Raw genomic sequence first — 16,609 nt, forward strand, 5'->3', positions numbered from 1 at the left:
CCTGTTTTACGAATGAGAGTACCCTCTATGCACAGGCGGCCTGACCCCAAGCGCCACACAGCACCATCCGTCAACTATTAAATACCTTTGTTAATAATCAGAAGTTCTTCTACTACGCCTGGACCAACAAATACGTCATGTCGGCAGAGCATACGCGCCATGATACGGGCGTCACATCGTCCGGGTTCCTGGGCTTCTACAAGCACCGGACCGTCACGGACATCGTGGAGAAAGGCGGCAAGTCGATCGGCACCTTTACGGTGAAGGCGGATCAGAAGATCAAGGTCGGCATGCTGAAGGATGCGAACGCCAATACCATCAATCTCAAGGGCCGGAACATCTTCATCGGCGGCAATCTCACGACCGACTCCGGCACCGTCGACATCAATGCTGCGGGCGACATTTCGTCCTTAGGCAGTCAGTACGGCATTGCCGGCACCTCCCGCGTCAATCTCGCCGCGGGCGGCGACATCGGCTCGGAAGGCCGCGCCCTCAGACTGACGGGGGGCGAGGGAACGCTCACCCTCTCGGCGAAGGCGGGCGGAAGCCTCCACCTTGATGCCAGAAGCCTCAATGCCGGCCGGGATGTCGAAGCGTCTCAGCTCGAAGCCGGCGGCACGCTCTCCTTTGCGACGCGCGACGCCATGCATGTCGGGAAGCTCCGCGGCAACGACATTACGCTTACGAGCGACAACAGCGGCATTACGGTTGACGACCTCGTCCAGGGTTTGGGGAAGACCGATCTTGCCGATCAGAGCTACCGGTTCGACGCGGCCGCCAAAGGCGACATCAGCATCACAGTGACTCAGGGCAGTCTCGGACTCGGTCTCGTTGAGACCGGCGCCGACGTCGTGCTCGACCTCAGGAACGGCACGCTTTACGACGCGGTGAAGACCGATCAGAACACGGTCTCCGACAACGACCGCCTGAATAGCTGGATTGCTTCCGGATTCATCAATGAGGACGGGAGCAGCCGCAGCGAAGCAATGCATCTCGAAAATATCGAGAAGCAGAAGACGGCCGTGAAGGGCGAATTCTCGCGCTACCAGACCTATGCAGAGCACCAAAAGAAAGGCCGCTCGCTCGAAGGCTGGCAGCAAAAGGACTACGACGCCCTGAAGGCGAAGTACGAGGGCTGCGCTTCCGCCGACGAAGCGGTAAGCCGCATGGCGGCTCAGGAGGGTTCGGCGCTTTACAACGTGATGAACGAAAAGCTCGATTCCTGGACCGCCAACGACCTCCTCTACTCCGTTGCCGACACGATCGTGAACGGCACGGCGACCTCGATTACAGGAAGCGCCAACATCAAGGCCAACGACGTGACGATCCGCACGCCGGGCGGCTCCGTAGGGAGCGTCGACGACCCGGTGACGGGTTCCCTCAGCGGAACGCCGGAAGAGCGCCTCAGAATGCTTCAGTACCTCTCGAAGGCAGACGTCGGCGACTTCTCAGTTTCGGGCGACCAGGTGACTGTTGCGCTCAAGGCGCCGATTACGATCGGCGCGACGGGAAGCGTCAACATCGAGTCCAATAAGAGCGTCTTCATTGAAACGCCCCGGGAAGGCGGCTACGGCTTCAAGGTCGGCGAAATCGTTTCGAAGACGGGCGACGTGCGCGTCACGTCCGGGAACGGCATCACGAAAGCAAACGAGACCGCGAACGCCGGCTTCGTTTCGGCCAAGGGGACGGTGACGCTTCGCGGCGGGTTCGACTCCGTTGGCTCCAAAACCGGCGCCATCCGCATCCATGCGGGCGGCTGGACGGCCGTTTCGAGCCAGAGCGACATCTTTATCGACTCCGTCGATGAAACGAACCAGGACGAGGAAGACTTCACGATCTACTCGGTTGCGGGCGGAGGCGACGTCTCCATTTCTGCGAAGAACCTCTACGCCTACGACGGCGTGAAGGCGGACGGCAACTACGATGACTTTGCCGAACTCGGCTACATCGGAGGCCAGGCGCTTTACTTCAACGTGAAGGGCGACTTCGGCAAGGCATCGGTCGGTGAGAAGTCGAACGCGCTTCGAGTCGGCTCGAGCTCCACGATCTACTTCGAGCCCGGCGTTCAGAATCTGTGGCTCCATGCCATGGGCACGGGCAATCTCGGCATCAATGACATCAAAGCTTCCGGGCTCGTCGACATCGTCGGCGACGATGCGGTGACGGTCGGCCTGAACGGTCAGGCGGGCGGCATCAAGGGCAGCTCCGTAACCGTCAGTACGCAGAAAGATCTTGCCGTCAACGGCAAGATTGCGAGCGCATCTGAAGCGCGCCTTGCTTCTGAGACGGGAAGCGTCTCGGTTGAGGGCAACGTCGCCGGCACGAGCGTTGATCTCGACGCCGCTGGCGGCGGCATCAGCGTCAACGGGAATGTCGAGAGTACGGCTGAAAGCGGTCAGGTAACGCTTGATGCGGCCAATGACGTCTCTGTGACGGGCAACGTCACGGGTAAGGGACAAGTTGCGTTAACGGCTGGGAACGGCGCATCCATCGACGGCAGCGTCCGAAGCGAAAACAACACCGTAACCATCCTTGCCAGGGACGGAGGCATCACGATCGGTGAAAAAGCTGCGGGCAGCATCAGCGGCACGAGCGTTGATCTCAACGCCGCTCACGGCGACATCAGCGTCAACGGCAATGTCAAGAGTACGGACGTAAACGGTCGGGTAACGCTTGACTCGACAGAGTCCATCTCTGTGGTGGGCGACATCGCGAGTAATGGTCTGATAACGCTGACGGCAGGCAGCAATGCAGTTGTCGACGGCAGCATCGAAAGTACGGGCGATGCCGTCAGGATCGTTGCTCAGGCCGGCCAAATCACCATTGGCGAAGATGCCAAGGGAAGCGTCGCCGGCACGAGCGTTGATCTAGACGCCACGGGCGGCGGCATCAGCGTCAACGGCAATGTCAAGAGTACGGCCGAAAACGGTCAGGTAACGCTTGATGCGGCAAAAGCCCTTTCAGTGGTGGGCAACATCACAGGCCAAGGACAGGTCGTGCTGACGGCAGGCAGCAATGCAGTCGTTGACGGCAGCATCGAGAGTACGGGCGAAGCCGTCAGGATTGCTGCTCAGGCCGGCAAGATCACCATTGGTGAAACAGCCGAGGGCAGCGTCACCGGCACGAGCGTGGATCTCGATGCCAAGGACGGCGACATCAATGTCCGTGGAAGCGTCGAAAGCACGGCCGAAAACGGCCAGGTCACGCTTGATGCGGCAAAAGCCGTCTCTGTGGTGGGCGACATCACAAGCAGCGGTCATGTCGCATTGACGGCAGGTCTTGGTGCGGCCATTGACGGCAGCGTCAGAAGCAAAAAGAGCACCGTAGCCATACTGGCCCAGGACGGCGACATCACGATCGGCAGCATTTCCGAGGGGAAGCGCACCCTGGGCCACGTCTCCGGCAGAAGCGTTGCGCTTGATGCTCAGAACGGCCGCATTTATGTCAACGGCGGTGTTGAAGGTACGGATGCAGCAGGCCACACCAAACTCAAGGCGACCGGCGACATCATCGTCAAGGGCAGCGTTGAGAGCGCAGGCCTTGCAGAATTGACTGCAGCTTCCGACATCTCGGTTGAAGGCAATGTGACGAGTGCCGGCAAGGCCGACTTGCGTGCCGGGAAGGACGTTGCGGTGACGGGCAGCGTCTCCAGCAAGAAGGATGTTCGCCTTGAAGCTCAGAAGGGCAACGTAACGATCGGCACCGAAACGAGCGGCAAGAAGAGCTCTGTCACGGCCGACGGCTCGGTCGACATCACGGCCGACCAGAAGATCACGGTCTGGGGCGACGTGACGAGCAATGGCACGGTTGACGGAAGCGGCATCACGATGACTTCGAAGTCTGATGCCATCTGGCTCGACGCTCAATCCAGCATCACTGCGGCAAAGAACGTTGCCATGACGGCGGCCAAATCGGCCACGCTGGAAGGCGGCACGATCACGGCAGGCGCGAAAGCAACGGTCGCAGCGGGCGCAGAAGGCATCAACTTTAAGAGATTGACGCTTAACGCTCGTGATGCACAGTTCACGAGTACCGGCCACATCGCTCTCGATGAGGCTCAGCTCTCAGTGAAGAAGAGCGCCAATATCGAGGCCGGCAGCAATCTGGGCTTTGATCAAACAAAGCTCACGGCAGAGGAAGCCGTGCTCAAGGGCTCCGGCATCACCGCAGCAAAGGCTGATGTTGTGGCAAAGAAGCACATTTCGCTTGCGGCCACTGGTCAGAGCGGCATTGCTGCGGAAGGCGGCAAGTTCACCGTCGAGACCGGCGATATCTCGCTCGAAAGTGCGGGCGACGCCAAACTCGGCGAGGCGGCCTTCTCGATCAATAAGGGCGACCTCACGATTGCGGCTGAGAAGTCCGTCGATCTGAAGTGGACTGCCTATGCCATCACGGAAGGCGGCATGTCCATCGTTGCCAAATCGGGCGACATGGATATGAGCGGCGCCCAGGGGCTTGAGCTCGATAAGCTCGATCTCTCTGCCGGCGGCAGCATGCTCGTCAACGATCTTGACGTGACGGTTGACGAAAGCTTCAAGATCTCTGCTGGCCGCGACGTTGAGGCCGAAGGCATCAGCGTCAAAGTGAAGGGTGCATCGGGCGGCGTGAACTTTAATGCCCAAAACGGTGCCGTGAACCTCGCAAACGCCCGGATCGATGCTTCCGACGACGGAGGATCGGTGGGCGACGTCTCCGTCACTGCCGGGACCGAAGCCGACCTCACGAACGTCTTTGCCGGGACGGAAGCCTTTACGGCCGAAAATCTCACGGTGAAGGCGGGCGGCAGGGTCACGCTCGGCGACGCCTCTCAGTCGATCACGGCAACCACCGGCAGCGTCACGATTGAGGCTGCGAGCCTCGACGGAAACCGCCTCGCGGCAGGTTCCTCCATTGAGGCGGGCGAGAACGTTGCGCTCAACCTTACAGAGGCCGGTCTGACGGTCAACGACCAGACGAACATCACGGCGGAAAAGAGCGCCTCGATCACAGCCCGCGGCGACGTGGCGCTTCAGGGCGACATCCTCGTGACCGGCAGCGAAGCAGTTGCCCTGAAGGCGCTCGAGGGAGACCTCTCTCTCACGGGTGCCGTCACAGTGGGCGACGAAGCGATCGGCGAAAACGCGGCTGATGTGACGCTCTATGCCGGGAAGTCCCTGACGCAGAGCACGGCTGACGGCGACGCCGGCGTTCGCGGCAGAACCCTTACGGCAACCGCTCGCGGCGGCGATGTGGCGCTTCCTGCAATTGCCGACGCGTCGATCGGGTCGGACGGGAACGCCTTTACCAAAATGACGGTTGACTCCGCCGGGAGCGTCTATCTCGGCTCGAACGGCCGCGACACGAAGGTGACGCTCAACCAGGAACGCGGCGGCAAGGTGACGGGCGACCTCAAGGCCTACGGACAGATGAACGCCTTTGAATTCACCAACGACGTCTCGGTCGAGGGCGACGCGCTCCTCTTAGGTTCTGACGTTTTCGGCACGAGCCTTGAAGCAGGCAAGGCCCTGCAGATCGTGACCGCGGGCTTTGACGGAGAAGTCGGAGAGAACCGCCTGAAGGGCGTCCGGTTTACGGGCAGCCTCAAGGCTCATGACCATGTCGGCATCTTTACGGATGCCGGAGACATCATGATTCAGGGGTCGACCAACGCTTCGAAGGGCTACATCGACGTCTATCGTCTCGCGACCGAAAAGGAAGGCACGGTGACGATGGGCGGCGGCAGAGGCGGCTACACCATCACGGTCTTCAACGGTTCGGGCGACATCCGCATTACCGATCTCCTCTACGGTGAGGATGCGGTCTACGCCTTTACCGACAGCGGCCGCACAGAGGGCAGCCGCTACCTCCTCTCGGCTGTTCACAAGCAGGCAGCAGTCTCTGGTGCCGGGAATATCGGCAGCCAGATCGACCTTGAACATCTGAAGGACATGACGGCATTCGATCTGATGCCTGGGCTCCCGCATGTGGTCATTGACCGCTCGGCGCTTGAACGTGCAGACAACGACCGCATCAACCCGTTCGTGTATCCGGCAATCGACACGCTCTCGCCGAACCACAGGTACTTCTTCCTCCATCTGCGTCCGGACGCCGCCGCCAACAAGGCTGCAGCGAGCGAAGAAGAGGAAGAAGAAGGACAGGTGCTTGAGGAAGGTCTTCCCGCAAGGGGCAAAGGCCTGATTCGGGATCTGCGCGAACCGGAAAAGGATGAAGCCTTAACCATCAAGGGAGACGATAAGGGCTGGATCCTTTCGCAAACCGACTGACGGCGCCTCAACGCTTTCGCAGGCGGCTCAACCTCGCCGCCTGCGATTGAGGCCGCAGAATTCATCATTACCCGGAACTCCAGGGAGCCGTCTCCCTGGAGACGGGCTTTCCTTTCGATCGCGCCGGCTGCGCGCACGAGGTCAGCTGAGGCCGGGCCCCGCAGCGTGAGGTCCTGGGCATTTTGTTCTTATGAATGGTGAGAGGCTGGATGCTGAAGCATCCGGCCTCTGTCCTGTCGTCAGATCTTTCTTTTAGCAGCGTTCCGTCCGGCTACGCGGCCGAACACCACGCAGTCGGCAATGGATACCGTTCCGAGACGCACCATGCCGTGCACGCCGCCCGCGACTTCGCCGGCAGCATAAAGTCCGGGGATCACGTTGAGATCGGTATTGATCACCTCCGCCTTCGGATTGATGGCGAGGCCGCCCATGCAGTAGTGAACGCGCGGCCAGAGGCGGCAGGCGTAAAAGACGCCCTTGTTTTCCTTCGTGTCCTTAAAAATCTTCGCGTTGAAGTCGGGATCCTTCTTTGCTCTAATCGCGTCATTCCAGCGGTTGACCGAAGTCTTGAGCGACTCCGCCTGGATGCCGTAGAACTTTGCGAGCTCGTCGAGATTCGCGAAGCGCCGGATGGAGCCGTTTTCCATGCCCGCCTTGATGGTGGACGGAGGCACGTGGCCGGCATTCTCTTCAGAAACCAGAATCACTGCAGGATGTCCCGTCGCAATGATGGCGTCGGAGCGCACCTTGCGGTTGCCCGTTTCGTTGACGAAGCGTCTGCCGGTCTTCGGATCCACCATGAGGCCGTAGCCCACCGACGACTCTACGAACTTCGGGCAGACGCCGAAGCCCTTTTCGTCAGGCGAGGTCCAGGGACCGAGCTGAATCCAGTCCATCTGCACGCCCGCCGCGCCGATCCTCTGCGCGGCCATCATGGCGTCGCCCGTAGCGCCCGGCTGATTGGTCGACTCGAGCTGAGGCCCGAGTCTCGGATCGTGAAGCATTCTGAGCTTCACGTTCTGCGAAAAACCGCCGCCCGCCACCACGACGCCTCTGCGGGCGCGAACGAACATCCGGGTGCCGGAATCCTCTTTCGGGAAGACGTAGTTCTTCACGAGCTCGGCGCCGATGACCGCTCCCTTTTCATCCGTCACGAGGTTGACGAGACGCGTTCTGGTTTCGACTGCGACGCCAATCTCCTTCGCCTTCTTCGCCATGGGGCCCACCATATTCGCGCCGTTGCCGTTCATGTAGCAGGCCGAGCGCGCGACGGAGTGTCCGCCCTGGTAGCCCAGGCGGTCGAACTTGACGCCGAGGAAGTCCTTCGCCCAGCGGTACGCATCCAGAGCGCCGTAAGCGACAACCTTCGCGCACTCCACATTGGCGAGCCCCCCGCCCGACTTCAGCATGTCGGCGAGGAGCAGTTCAGGACTGTCCTTGATGCCGGCTGCGACCTGAAGGTCGTTGCCCGGAGATGCAAGTCCGCCGCCCGAAAGAATGGAATTTCCGCCGATGATCGACATCTTTTCGATGCAGAGCACGTCCGCGCCTTCCGTTCTGGCTTCAATCGCCGCGGCGAGCCCCGCGAATCCGGAACCCACCACGAGCACGTCGACCATGCGGTCCCATGCCTGCGGCGCCTTGGCGCCGCGGGCGAGTGCGCCCGAAGATGCGAGCGCCAATGCCGTGCCGCCCGCGAGCCCTAATGCCGCGCGGCGGTTCATGCGTGCTGAAGTCATGATTTGCCTCCTTTTTTGATCAGGCCTGAGCCGGAGCTTTCAAAAAAACAAAAGTCCGGCCGTGCAGAGGCAATGTATACCGACGCATGAAAAAACATGAAGGCCGGCAGAAACAACAAAAAACGGAAGCGAAGGACAGGAGGACCGCGGGTTCTGTTCCCGGGAGTCCGTCGGAAGCCGGCAGATGCTGCGGAGGAGAGATGCCCGGAGCCGGGCCTCGTGCAGGCGACTTAAAACCTGCAGATACGAAAAACGCCTGTGAAAACAGGCGTCTGATCGTCGGCTTGAAGCCGAAGGAATTCGGTCGTGGTGGAGAAGAGGAGGATCGAACTCCCGACCTCTGCATTGCGAACGCAGCGCTCTCCCAGCTGAGCTACTTCCCCAAACCGTTGAGGAAAAGAATTCTGCCCTGATTTTTTGATTCTGACAAGTGGCTTCTCTGAAGATACCGCATTTACGGTATTCAGTGCATGAACCTCCATTTTGCCGCAGGACAACGAGAATTCCTGCATCCGAGATGCGCTGCCTTCCCTTCTCACCATTAGGGTTTGAAACAACTCAGTTGCGGGATTTTTCCAAGGCTTGCGCCATAATGCTGACTATGCAGAAGATTGACTTTCACTTCAACGTTCCGAACCGCCTGAGGTATGCATGCCTCGTTGCGCGCACCGTTTATAAGCGCGGGCTCACGCTCGCCTTCTGGACATCGGATGCGGAACGCCTGAGAAATTTCGATCAGCTCCTCTGGAGCTTCGACGACCTAGCTTTTCTTCCGCACGTCCGCGCGAATTCCGCGCACGCGGACGAAACGCCCATTCTGCTTTCAACGGATCTGAGCGAACTGAAGGGCGACGTTCTCGTGCTTCTTGACGATCATCTGCCCGAAAGCTGGAAAACGGATTTCGAGCGCTTCGGACGCATCATCGATGTGGTGAGCACTGATCCGACGGAACTCAGGCTCTCGCGCGACCGCTACCGCGCCTATAAAGCGGAAGGGGTCGAGCTCGCGGCATACGACCGCCGCCATTGACCGCTTCCGGTCCCCGAAGCTCTCACCGCCATCATTCTTCTCTTCCTCCAGGTAACACTCCGATGAATCGACAGGAACCCGTCATTGATGCGAATGCTAAACCCTACAAGACGCTCACGGAGCGCGTGACGCTTTCCTGGAAGGAACTCCTCGGCCTCAAGCCTGCCGCCGGCCCTCAGGAACCGACGCTCGGGCTCGAACCCGAAAGCCCCGCGGCTCCAGCAGCTACGCCGCAGGCCGTTCCGGCTGCGGCTGCGCCCAAAGGCCCGGAAGTCACGGTGCCGCCTCCCGACGCACTTGCGCCCAAGCCTTTTGAGCCGCAGCCTCTCGTACTCTCGGAAGAGGAAAAGAAGGCCATCATTGAAAGACTCACGCCTCGCATTGAAGCTTCGGTGCGCGAGGGTCTTCGCGATGTGCTCGACCTCTCCGTTTCGAACGCCGTCGCGCGCATGAAGGGCGATCTTGAGCGCACGCTCTCGTCGCTCGTCGCTCAGGCGATCGAGCGCGAGATCAAGTCCCTCAGGGTGGACGACATCGTGAAGCGCTGACAGAGGCCCTTCATCACGGATTCGGAACGCCTCCATGAGGCTTTCCCCGCAAAAATGCGCCCGGACGGCACCGTCCGGGTGTTTTCATTTGGGCCTTTCCCCGTCTTCGTGAGAAAATGGCCGTTATCTTTGCCCATTCGAGGATGCGGGAGGCTTTCGCTGGCGAACTGCCCCGCAGTCCTTCTCAACCCAATTCTTTACCCCCTGATGATGTCCGGGCACGGAACGCATTAAAGGTTCCTGCGACAGAAAATCATCCCATTCATACGCATAAGCCATGACGGAACAGCAAACCCAGGAGCTCGCCAAGAGCTTTGAACCCAACGCAATTGAATCCCGCTGGTATCCCGTTTGGGAAAAGCGCGGCTACTTCCGCGCCGGCCTTGACCCCAAGAAGCCCGCCTTCTCCATTCAGCTTCCCCCGCCCAACATCACCGGCATCCTGCACATGGGCCACGCCTTCAACCAGACGGTGATGGACACGCTCACGCGCTATCACCGCATGGCGGGCTACAACACGATGTGGCTCCCGGGCACGGACCACGCCGGCATCGCCACGCAGATTGTCGTTGAGCGTCAGCTCGAAAAGCAGGGCTTCAAGCGCCGCGAAATGAAGCGCGAGGACTTCATCGCGAAGATCTGGGAGTGGCAGAAGTTCTCGGGCGGCACGATTCTCGAGCAGATGCGCCGCATGGGCGACAGCGTCGACTGGGACCGTCTCTACTTCACGATGAATCCGAAGCTCTCGAAGGTCGTCATTGAAACCTTCGTGCGCCTCTATGAAGAAGGCCTCATCTACCGCGGCAAGCGCCTCGTCAACTGGGATCCGAAGCTCCAGAGCGCGGTTTCCGACCTTGAAGTGGAAAGCGAGGAGGCGACGGGCCATCTCTGGGAAATCCGTTATCCGGGCGCTGACGGATCCGAAGGCGTCGTCGTGGCGACGACCCGTCCTGAAACGCTCTTCGGCGACCAGGCCGTTGCCGTGCATCCGGAAGACGAGCGCTACAAGTCGCTCGTCGGAAAGATGCTGAAGCTCCCCCTCACGGACCGCGTGATTCCCGTCATCGCCGATACGTACGTCGACCGCGAATTTGGTTCGGGCTGCGTGAAGATCACGCCGGCCCACGACTTCAACGACTTTGAAGTCGGCCGCCGCCACAATCTCGCGATGCTCAACGTCCTCACGAAGACGGCGCGCATGAACGAGAACGTGCCCGAAAAGTACCGCGGCATGGACCGCTACGAATGCCGCAAGGCCGCCGTTGAGGATCTGAAGGCTGAGGGGCTCCTCGTTGGCATCAAGGAAATCAAGCACATGGTGCCGCGCGTCGCGCGCACGGGCGAAATCGTCGAGCCGATGCTCTCCGAGCAGTGGTACATGGCGATGAGCAAGCCCGCTCCCGAAGGGACGCTCTACCCCAACAAATCGATCGCCGAAGTGGGCCTTGAAGCCGTGACTTCGGGCGAAGTCAACATCTTCCCGGCCGAATGGCGCGGCGTCTACCGCCAGTGGCTCGAGAACATTCAGGACTGGTGCCTCTCGCGCCAGCTCTGGTGGGGCCACCAGATTCCGGCCTGGTACGACGAATCCGGTAAGGTCTACGTCGCCCGCTCCGAAGCGGAGGCGCAGAAGCAGGCGGGCGAGGGCGTCAAGCTCACGCGCGACGAGGACGTGCTCGACACGTGGTTCTCCTCCGCGCTCGTTCCCTTCTCGACCATCGGCTGGCCCGACCCGGAAGGCGACGAAAAAGTCGCCTACGACCTCTACCTCCCCTCGACCGTTCTCGTCACGGGCTACGACATCCTCTTCTTCTGGGTGGCGCGCATGGTGATGATGACGAAGCACTTCACCGGCCGCGCTCCCTTCAGGAACGTCTACATCCACGGTCTTGTGCGCGACGCTGAAGGGAAGAAGATGTCGAAGTCGGAAGGCAACACCCTTGATCCCCTCGACATCATCCAGGGCATCGATCTCGAACACCTGATCGAAAAGAATACCCGCGGTCTGCGTCAGCCCGAAAAGGCTCCGATCGTCAAAAAGAAGCTCCGCAAGAACTATCCGGAAGGCATTGCCGCGCACGGCGCCGATGCGCTCCGCTTCACGATGGCCGCCTACGCCACGCTCGGACGCAACGTGAACTTCGACCTAAAGCGCGCCGAAGGCTACCGCAACTTCTGCACGAAGCTCTGGAACGCCACGCGCTTCGTTCTCATGAATGTTGAAGGCAAGGACTGCGGCATCGGAGAAACGGCTTCCCAGCCGATGACCTTCTCCTTCGTCGACAAGTGGATCGTGAGCGAACTCGCCCGCACCACGAAGGAAGTCCGCCAGGCCTATGCCGACTACCGTCTCGACATTGCCGCCAACGCCATCTACTCCTTCGTCTGGAACCAGTACTGCGACTGGTACCTCGAACTCTCGAAGGTGCAGCTGAAGGGCACGGAAGCCGAGCAGCGCGCGACGCGCCATACGCTCGTCACGGTGCTCGAGACGATCCTGCGCCTCGCGCATCCGATCATCCCCTTCATCACCGAAGAACTCTGGCAGAAGGTCTCCGTCGTCGCGGGCGCCGCCGCGCGGATGAGGAAACCTCCATCATGATTCAGAGCTATCCGGAATACGACGAAAAGGATGACGACGCGGCTTCGACGAAGCGCATGACGACCATCCAGCAGATGATCGATTCGATCCGCAACCTGAGAAGCGAAATGAAGCTTCCGCCCTCGCAGAAGCTCCCGCTCCTCATTTCGGGCGACGAAGCCGAATGCCTCGCGGCGGCTCCCTACCTCCAGCAGCTCGCCCGCGTCGAACCGGTCGAACACGTGGAAAGCCTCGAGCAGGAAGCGAAGGGCTCCGTCGCGCCGGTCGCGATCGTGGGCGACTTCAAGCTCATGCTCAAGGTCGAAATCGACGTGAAGGCCGAGCGCGAACGCCTCGAGAAGGAAGCGGCCCGCCTCATGGGCGAAGTGAAGAAGTGCGAGGGGAAGCTCTCGAACGAACGCTTCGTCTCGAAGGCCCCGGCGGCGGTCGTCGACGTGGAAAGAAAGCGCCTTGCCGACTTCACCGCGCTCCTTGCCAAGGTGACCGAACAGCTCGCCAGGCTTCCGCGCGAATAAGCCCCCTTTGAGACCGTCAGAGCCCTCTTCCCCGAAGGGCTTTAAAGGACTCAGGGGTCAAAGAAATTAAGGAACCCCGGAGAGCCGGCACACAGCTGCCGGCTCTCTTCTTTTAGAGCGCCTCTTCCCTCCCGGCTCCTCCATGCTTCGCAGATCCCCTACGGCCTGCGGCTTCTTCCTGAAGCCGATCGTTTTCTTTTCCGCCTTTCTCGTCATCCTCTCCCTCATCCGCATCGCCTTCTTTATGGAGTTCCGTACGGGCGACTTTGGATGGAAGGACTTCCTTCCGGCTTTCTGGATGGGCGTGCGCATCGATGCCAAATGGCTCGCGACCCTCATTCTTCCGGCCTGGATTTTCTGGCTCATGAGCGCGAAATGGCCGAAGGCGAAGAAATGGGCTGAAGCGCTCGGACTCATTGCCGGCGGCCTGATGGTGCTCCTCGGCTTCGTCAACATTGAATTTTTCAGGTTTTATGGAACTCCGATTTCGGCGGTCATCTTCGGGCTCTTTCAGGACGACACTCAGGCCATCATCAAAACGGTGCTCTCCGACTGGCCGATTCTTCCCTACGTCGGGATCTTTCTTGCCGCAATGGCGGTGCCCGTCATCCTGTCCGCGCTGATTCCGGCCGCTGGGCCGGAGAGGGACGCCGCAGGCTTCAACTGGAGAACCAGGGGGAATCTCATCACTGCGGTCTTGCTCACGATTCTTCTCTCGCTCATCCTGCGCGGGAGTCTCGGGAAATTTCCGCTTCGCTTTCAGAGTCTTTCCGTTTCGCCCCACGTCTTCATCAACCAGTGCGTGCCTAACGGCGCCATCCTTTTCTATGAAGCAATGTGCGATCAGTCGGCCCTCAGCTTCAAGGACGGCCGCGACGGCGAACTGAAGGCGCTCGGCTTCAGAAATATTGATGATGTCAATGAGGTGCTTGCCGGCGCCGCTCCTGCGGCTCAGCCGATAAAGCCAACAAAGAAACCCGACGTGGTGCTCGCCGTCATGGAATCCATGGGGCGCGACCAGTTCCTCTCCCATGTTCCGGGAACGAACGACACGCTCGGGCGGCTCGCCAATGAGCTCAGGAACGCCTGGGTCTTCACGAACGGCCTTACGATCGGCCCGGGAACCTTCCCGGCGCTCGAAGGCATTCTCTTCGACACGCCCTATTCGCCGCTCTCGCAGAGCCGCTATGGGCATCTGCCGTTTCCTTTCTCCAAGGTGCTCCCTTTCAGGGAAGCGGGCTATGAAGTCGTTTTCGTAACGGGAGGCGACGCCAACTGGAGAAATCTCAGGGAGTCGCTCCCGCGTCACGGCTTCGACAAGGTTTACGGCGACGCATCCATTCACGCCGCGTTCCCGGAAGCTGAAATCGGCACCTGGGGCATCGGCGACGAATGGATGTTCAAATTCGCAAAACGTCTGATGGATGAGCGGAAGGCGTCCGATAAGCCCCTGCTCCTCGTCCTCCTCTCAACCTCGAACCACCCGCCCCATGAGGTGCCCGACGGCCGTGCGACGCTCCCTGTCGACCCGGATCTGCTCCCTCCGGTCATTGAGCGCGATAAGCCCCGTTCCGAATTCACGAAGATGCTTCAGACCTATCAGTACGCCTCCGACTGGCTCGGCTGGTTCGTCGGAAGCCTCCGTGAGGAAGGAAAGCTCTCCAATACCATCGTTGCCTCCACGGGCGACCACAATGCGCGCTTCAAATATCCGCCTCAGGGGGCTTTCCACCATCAGTTGGGCGTCCCGATTCTTTTCTGGGTGCCGGACGGGATCCGTGAAGGGCTTCCTCAGGTTGATCAGACCCAGTGGGTGACGGAGCGCGACATCTTCCCGACCCTCTCCGCGCTCGCGCTTGGGCGGATTCCTCTCCCTGAGGAAGGCCGGAATCTTGCGCTCCCGCACCGCAGCTTTGCCTACGGCTACTTCGGCGTCGGCGAATACGGCGTGGCCGTCGGGAAATCCGGCGCCGTGGGGATCGACCCCAGGGGCAAGCTTCAGTGCTTCCGCATGGAAGGAGACAGGTTTGCGGCTCAGCCCTGCACGGAAGAGCTCCTTCGCGAAGGGCGCTTCTCGGCAGCTCAGCGCGCGAAGGCCGGCTGGGTGATTCGTTCTGCGCTTCTGCGTTGAAGAAACGCGGGCACAAAAAATCCCGTGCCGCAGGAAAACATGAGACGCACTCATGGAAGCGGAACGGGAAATTCGGATGGTCCGCCCGGCGAGGCTCGAACTCACGACCCTCTGCTTAGAAGGCAGATGCTCTATCCAACTGAGCTACGGGCGGACACTTTCTCTTCTGGTCGGGGCGGCGAGATTCGAACTCGCGACATCCTGCTCCCAAAGCAGGCGCGCTACCGGGCTGCGCTACACCCCGAAGAGTGCCGATTATATGGAATTTCCTTCAAACAATCAAGATTTTTATCTTATTCATCATGAATTAATTTTGCATTAATTGCGATCACTCCACTTTGCGCATAATAATACGCCGAATTTCTGTAGAAGATATATTCGCAGTGCGGGGCATATATACTACCTTACAATATTTCGACAAAAAATCAAAATGCCATACCCAATCATCGCCCATAGCAAATAATCCAATATTATATTTTTTTAATATCAGAAACCTTTTGCTCCAAATTATCTTCTGGAAATACAACATCTACCGCTCGAAGCGATTTCAGTAAAGTCACCCTCTCTTCATATGACATAAAGGCGACTTTTCCCTTTTGCAAATTAAAGGCATCCGTTGATACACCCACGTATAACTTATCTCCCAGAGCCTTAAGTCTATTCAACAAAATTATATGCCCATAATGAAGTGCATCAAATGTACCATAAGTTAAAACATTCATTTCACTGTCTTTCTAGAAACTGAGAAATTTTGATTAAATCCTCTATTGGCAGTTTACTTATCAAGGTATGAGGCAACTGCTTCCAATTCGGGGTTTTGTAATTTCCATAAAGCAATATCAAGTGACGATCAACATTTTTTGGACATGGATATTCTCGACCCTCAAAATGAATTGTGCTCAACGGGAAAAGGTCCTCTTTATCCATGAAAATAGAAGGATGCGTAACATGATAAAACTCGAGTCCATATACAATAGTTTTAGCATCAGCTAAATTCTCAGAAAAATTAAGACCAAGTTCACAAAGCTTTCTAGAAAAGTAAGTTAGACGCTTACTCGTCATTAATTCATCTTTGAAAATCTGGTCAGAATTTAAAGTTCGCGTCAATGATAATTTTTCTTCTACAGTCAGATAATTATCAATAAGATCTGAAACAAAAATATCCATCCCGATATACTCAGGCAAAAATTTATTATGGATCTTAATTAGACCAATCTCCGGGTGATGTTTAAAATAATATCCTGCAGAAAATCCATTTTGAATCCCTTCGTGATCTAAGATAACATCAAAATCCTTTCTCAACATACACACATCAACATCATCATCCCACGGGATGAATTTAGAATTTCGCGCAGCACCTAACAAAGTACCAAAGTCCAACCAGTAACCTAATTTATGTTCCTTACAGAATGCATCAAAAGCATTTAAAAATGCAAGCTGTATCAATTGTAAGTCTCTAGTTCCCCCCCTTAGCCATTAAAGCCTCCGACCTATCCCACATTAGAATTTCGACACTTCTATCAATATGATTTAAGGTATCTTCCATCCGATCGATAATTAATTTTGTTCGAGTCCACTTACAAAGTTTTATTCCTAGAAAATATATCGATCTCTTACAGCTTTTTTATCATCAATAATTTTAAACATAATAAAATACAACTAAATAAATTACAATTTAAAAGTTCGTGAATTTCCAGAAATCCGGTAACAGCACCCCTTGAAGCTGCATGACGATAAGGGGAATATTTTCACAGAGGCTTGCTGGATTTCTTCTCCTGGGC

At 58.1% G+C, this 16,609-nt stretch carries 7 protein-coding genes, 3 tRNA genes and 1 pseudogene; 5 read left to right on the plus strand and 6 right to left on the minus strand.

Annotation, left to right across the window (positions count from 1 at the left end; genetic code table 11):
* The first annotated feature begins 137 nt into the window (after positions 1–137).
* Complete coding sequence (locus tag GBM95_RS07710; protein WP_152158569.1) at positions 138–6,263, plus strand: beta strand repeat-containing protein; 6,126 nt, start codon at positions 138–140, stop codon at positions 6,261–6,263.
* Between the two features lie 239 nt (positions 6,264–6,502).
* Here the strand turns inward: GBM95_RS07710 and GBM95_RS07715 are convergent, their stop codons facing one another.
* A complete protein-coding gene (locus tag GBM95_RS07715; RefSeq protein ID WP_152158570.1) occupies positions 6,503–8,002 on the minus strand; it encodes a flavocytochrome c in 1,500 nt (499 codons plus the stop codon).
* A gap of 307 nt (positions 8,003–8,309) precedes the next feature.
* Positions 8,310–8,385, minus strand: a tRNA-Ala gene (locus GBM95_RS07720).
* 209 nt (positions 8,386–8,594) lie between these two features.
* Between GBM95_RS07720 and GBM95_RS07725 the strand changes: the two genes are divergently transcribed.
* The 4 genes and pseudogenes from GBM95_RS07725 to GBM95_RS07740 all read left to right on the plus strand — a co-directional run bounded on the left by GBM95_RS07725 (position 8,595) and on the right by GBM95_RS07740 (position 14,828).
* The gene (locus tag GBM95_RS07725) at positions 8,595–9,032 is read left to right on the plus strand and encodes a DNA polymerase III subunit chi (protein ID WP_152158571.1); all 438 of its coding nucleotides are present in this window, start codon (positions 8,595–8,597) and stop codon (positions 9,030–9,032) included.
* A gap of 62 nt (positions 9,033–9,094) precedes the next feature.
* The gene (locus tag GBM95_RS07730; RefSeq protein ID WP_152158572.1) at positions 9,095–9,580 is read left to right on the plus strand and encodes a hypothetical protein; all 486 of its coding nucleotides are present in this window, start codon (positions 9,095–9,097) and stop codon (positions 9,578–9,580) included.
* Positions 9,581–9,857: 277 nt separating this feature from the next.
* Positions 9,858–12,697, plus strand: a pseudogene (locus GBM95_RS07735) (valine--tRNA ligase).
* A 142-nt stretch (positions 12,698–12,839) separates the two neighbouring features.
* Complete coding sequence (locus GBM95_RS07740) at positions 12,840–14,828, plus strand: LTA synthase family protein (protein WP_152158573.1); 1,989 nt, start codon at positions 12,840–12,842, stop codon at positions 14,826–14,828.
* A 77-nt stretch (positions 14,829–14,905) separates the two neighbouring features.
* On the opposite strand, the gene GBM95_RS07745 is transcribed toward GBM95_RS07740, so the two are convergent.
* The 4 genes from GBM95_RS07745 to GBM95_RS07760 form a co-directional block, all read right to left on the minus strand.
* Positions 14,906–14,982 (minus strand) — tRNA-Arg (locus tag GBM95_RS07745).
* A gap of 13 nt (positions 14,983–14,995) precedes the next feature.
* Positions 14,996–15,072, minus strand: a tRNA-Pro gene (locus GBM95_RS07750).
* 226 nt (positions 15,073–15,298) lie between these two features.
* Positions 15,299–15,550, minus strand: coding sequence for an adenylyltransferase/cytidyltransferase family protein (locus GBM95_RS12675; RefSeq protein WP_226963224.1), 252 nt, complete (start codon positions 15,548–15,550; stop codon positions 15,299–15,301).
* Between the two features lies 1 nt (position 15,551).
* The gene (locus GBM95_RS07760; RefSeq protein ID WP_152158574.1) at positions 15,552–16,274 is read right to left on the minus strand and encodes a LicD family protein; all 723 of its coding nucleotides are present in this window, start codon (positions 16,272–16,274) and stop codon (positions 15,552–15,554) included.
* Positions 16,275–16,609: the final 335 nt, after the last annotated feature.

This window comes from Sutterella seckii (genome assembly GCF_009183815.1).
GTDB classification, from domain to species: domain Bacteria; phylum Pseudomonadota; class Gammaproteobacteria; order Burkholderiales; family Burkholderiaceae_F; genus Sutterella; species Sutterella seckii.

Excerpts from the sequence above, each read along its gene's own strand:
- GBM95_RS07725 (WP_152158571.1), top strand. The coding sequence starts at position 8,595 with ATGCTGACTATGCAGAAGATTGACTTTCACTTCAACGTTCCGAACCGC.
- GBM95_RS07730 (WP_152158572.1), top strand. The coding sequence starts at position 9,095 with ATGAATCGACAGGAACCCGTCATTGATGCGAATGCTAAACCCTACAAG.
- GBM95_RS07710 (WP_152158569.1), top strand. The coding sequence starts at position 138 with ATGTCGGCAGAGCATACGCGCCATGATACGGGCGTCACATCGTCCGGG.
- GBM95_RS07740 (WP_152158573.1), top strand. The coding sequence starts at position 12,840 with ATGCTTCGCAGATCCCCTACGGCCTGCGGCTTCTTCCTGAAGCCGATC.
- GBM95_RS12675 (WP_226963224.1), bottom strand. The coding sequence starts at position 15,550 with ATGAATGTTTTAACTTATGGTACATTTGATGCACTTCATTATGGGCAT.
- GBM95_RS07715 (WP_152158570.1), bottom strand. The coding sequence starts at position 8,002 with ATGACTTCAGCACGCATGAACCGCCGCGCGGCATTAGGGCTCGCGGGC.